Origin of the sequence: Burkholderia sp. RF7-non_BP4, assembly GCF_001521935.1 — a bacterium.
Taxonomy (GTDB): Bacteria; Pseudomonadota; Gammaproteobacteria; order Burkholderiales; family Burkholderiaceae; genus Burkholderia; species Burkholderia diffusa.
Genome location: NZ_LOTA01000049.1, coordinates 1 through 2,541, shown reverse-complemented (window position 1 = coordinate 2,541; position 2,541 = coordinate 1). Strand labels below are relative to the sequence as shown.

At 63.3% G+C, this 2,541-nt stretch carries 3 protein-coding genes; all 3 read left to right on the top strand.

Features of this window, described 5'->3' with window-relative positions:
• Positions 1-48: 48 nt before the first annotated feature.
• Genes WS49_RS18260 through tnpC form a run of 3 tightly spaced genes read left to right on the top strand, consistent with a single transcriptional unit; the run spans position 49 to position 2,514 of the window.
• A complete protein-coding gene (locus tag WS49_RS18260) occupies positions 49-591 on the top strand; it encodes a transposase (RefSeq protein ID WP_059531437.1) in 543 nt (180 codons plus the stop codon).
• Positions 567-917 (top strand): IS66 family insertion sequence element accessory protein TnpB, encoded by a 351-nt coding sequence (gene tnpB / locus WS49_RS18255; RefSeq protein ID WP_059531434.1) that lies wholly within the window; start codon positions 567-569, stop codon positions 915-917. Before WS49_RS18260 ends, tnpB begins: the two co-directional genes overlap by 25 nt.
• A 31-nt stretch (positions 918-948) precedes the next feature.
• A complete protein-coding gene (tnpC, locus tag WS49_RS18250; protein WP_059531431.1) occupies positions 949-2,514 on the top strand; it encodes an IS66 family transposase in 1,566 nt (521 codons plus the stop codon).
• Positions 2,515-2,541 lie beyond the last annotated feature (27 nt).

Below are 2,541 nucleotides of genomic sequence, written 5' to 3'. Positions count from 1 at the left end.
GTAAGCCGTCAATAAACGACGCCCTACCAATGGTAGGCAGAAGGTCAGATGCTAAGTGTCCGCGTGGACACATGCACTCAGACCGTGATGACAGAGAAACAGGACCTTCGAAGCAGACTGGTGGTTGGCCGCAGACGGGATGGCCGGCGGGAATTTGATGAAGATGCCGTGCGGGAGCTGGTCGAGTTTTGCCTGAGGCCGGGGGTATCGATCGCCCGGGCGGCCATGGACCATGACGTTAATCCGAACCAGTTGCGTCGCTGGATCTCGCGCCATCAGCAGCATACGCTGCAAACCCCGACGAGGCCGGACCCGCTGGTGATCGACGGCGTATCGATCGACATTCCGGGCACTGCACATCGGGTTCCGATGAGTGAAGCGCGAGCATTCGTTCCTGTCGTCACGACTGCGTCGACTGTGCCTGCCGCTTCCCCAGTATTGCCACCAGCCCCGTCGTTGATGGCGCTCTCGTTACATGTGCGCTTGTCCAATGGTGTCGAATTCGATCTCGGCGAGGCGAGTGTCGATGAGCTGGCCACGGTGATCCAGATGCTCGGGAGGCTGCCGTGTTCCGGTTCGACGAAGGGCTGAAGGTCTACCTGCATCGCGATCCCGTCGACTTCCGCATGGGCATCAACGGGCTGTCGATCCTGGTCGAGCAGGCGATGCGCCTGAACTCAATGACCTCGGCGCTGTTCGTCTTCGGCAACCGCCGTCGTGATCGAGTCAAGATCCTCGGCTGGGGCGGCAACGGTTTCTGGTTGCTGCTCAAGCGACTCGAAGCCGACCGCTTCGTCTGGCCGAACGGTGGCGACACGATCACGCTCAGCACCGAGCAGTTGCACTGGCTGCTCGACGGCATCGACCTGGCCGTGATCCAGAAGCATCCCCAGCGATATTACGCGCGGATGAGCTGAACACTACGCAGATGGCATGGTCTAATCGGCCATGCCGAATAGCCCCGTCATGTTGAGCGCGGAGGAGTACAAAGCGCTGATTGCCGCGAGCGCCGAACTCGATGCGCTGCGCGGTGAGCTTCGACTCGTGACGGCCCAGCGCGATCTGGCCGAAGAGAAGCTGCGGGCCTACAAGCACGAACTGTTCGGTGCCTCTAGCGAGGCGCGCCATGCCGACCAACTCGGCCTGTTCAACGAAGCTGAAGCATTGGCCACCACTACCGATGCGCCCGCGCGCGAGGACGCGCCCGGCACGTCTGTCGCCGCCCACACGCGAGGCAAGCGCGGACGCAAACCACTCGATCCGAACTTGCCGCGCGAGGTCGTGCGGCACGAACTACCCGAGTCTGAACGATTCTGCGCGCATGATGGCCATGCTCTCGTCGAGATCGGCGTCGAGACGAGCGAACAGCTTGACGTGATTCCCGAGCAGGTCCGCGTCGTTCAGCACCAGCGCGTCAAGTACGCGTGCCCGTGCTGTGATCTCGGCATCAAGGTCACGCCGGCGCCAGCGCGTATCATCCCACGCGGGTTGCTCACGGAATCCGCGCTGGCGTGGATCATCACTGGCAAGTACCAGTACGGTATGCCACTGTATCGCCAAGCCACGCTGCTGCGTCGCTTCGGCGGCGACATCTCGTCCAACACGCTGGCCGCCAGCGTGGTGCGGGTGGGACTGGCCACGCAGCCGGTGATCAACCTGATGCGCGACGCGCTGCTCGAATCGGACTTGATCTACGGCGACGAGACAACGTTCCAAGTGCTGAAGGAGCCAGGACGCAGGCCGCAGGCGAAGAGTTACCTGTGGGCGCAGGTCAACGGCTCGGGGCCACCAGTACGGATGTTCTCGTACTCGCCGGGGCGCGGCGCCCAGCATGCGCAGAAGCTCTATGCTGGCGTGCAGCCTGGCACCGTGCTGATGACTGACGGGTACGAACTCTACAACGGAATCGCCCACGATCACCAGCTCGTGCATCTCGGATGCTGGGCACACGTGCGCCGCGGCTTCATCAAGGCCGAGGAGTCGGTGCCGAAGGCGGCACGCTCGCCGGATCTGCTGGCCACGCGCTTCGTCGTGCTGATCGGCAAGCTGTTCGCGGCCGAGGTGCGCAGCGCGAAGTGGAAGTCTGAACGTCGGCAACGACTGCGCGCTCGGTACAGCGCCCGCGTGCTCGCCATCATCGAGCGCATGCTGGTCGAGCATCTGCCGGGCGTCGTGCCGTCGAGTCTGCTCGGCAAGGCATTGCAGTACATGAGCGGACAGTGGCCCAAGCTGGTCCGATACGTCGGTAACGGCAACTGGCCGATCTCGAACAACCTGTGCGAGAACGCGATCCGGCCGTTCGTCGTCGGCCGCAAGGGCTGGCTGTTCTCCGATACTGTCGCTGGCGCGCAGGCCAGCGCCAACCTGTACTCCCTCGTCGAGACGTGCAAGGCGAACGGCGTCGAGCCGTATCGCTATCTGGTCTGGCTGTTCACCAGGTTGCCGCTCGCCGCAACCGCCGACGACTATGCCGCCCTCATGCCATGGAGCATGCCTGCCACTCCCAACCTCTGATGGGCGTCGTTAAAAGACCGCATACGG

Bases quoted from the DNA above. Each gene is read 5' to 3' on its own strand.
- WS49_RS18260 (WP_059531437.1), top strand. From the start codon at position 49: ATGCTAAGTGTCCGCGTGGACACATGCACTCAGACCGTGATGACAGAG.
- tnpC (WP_059531431.1), top strand. From the start codon at position 949: ATGCCGAATAGCCCCGTCATGTTGAGCGCGGAGGAGTACAAAGCGCTG.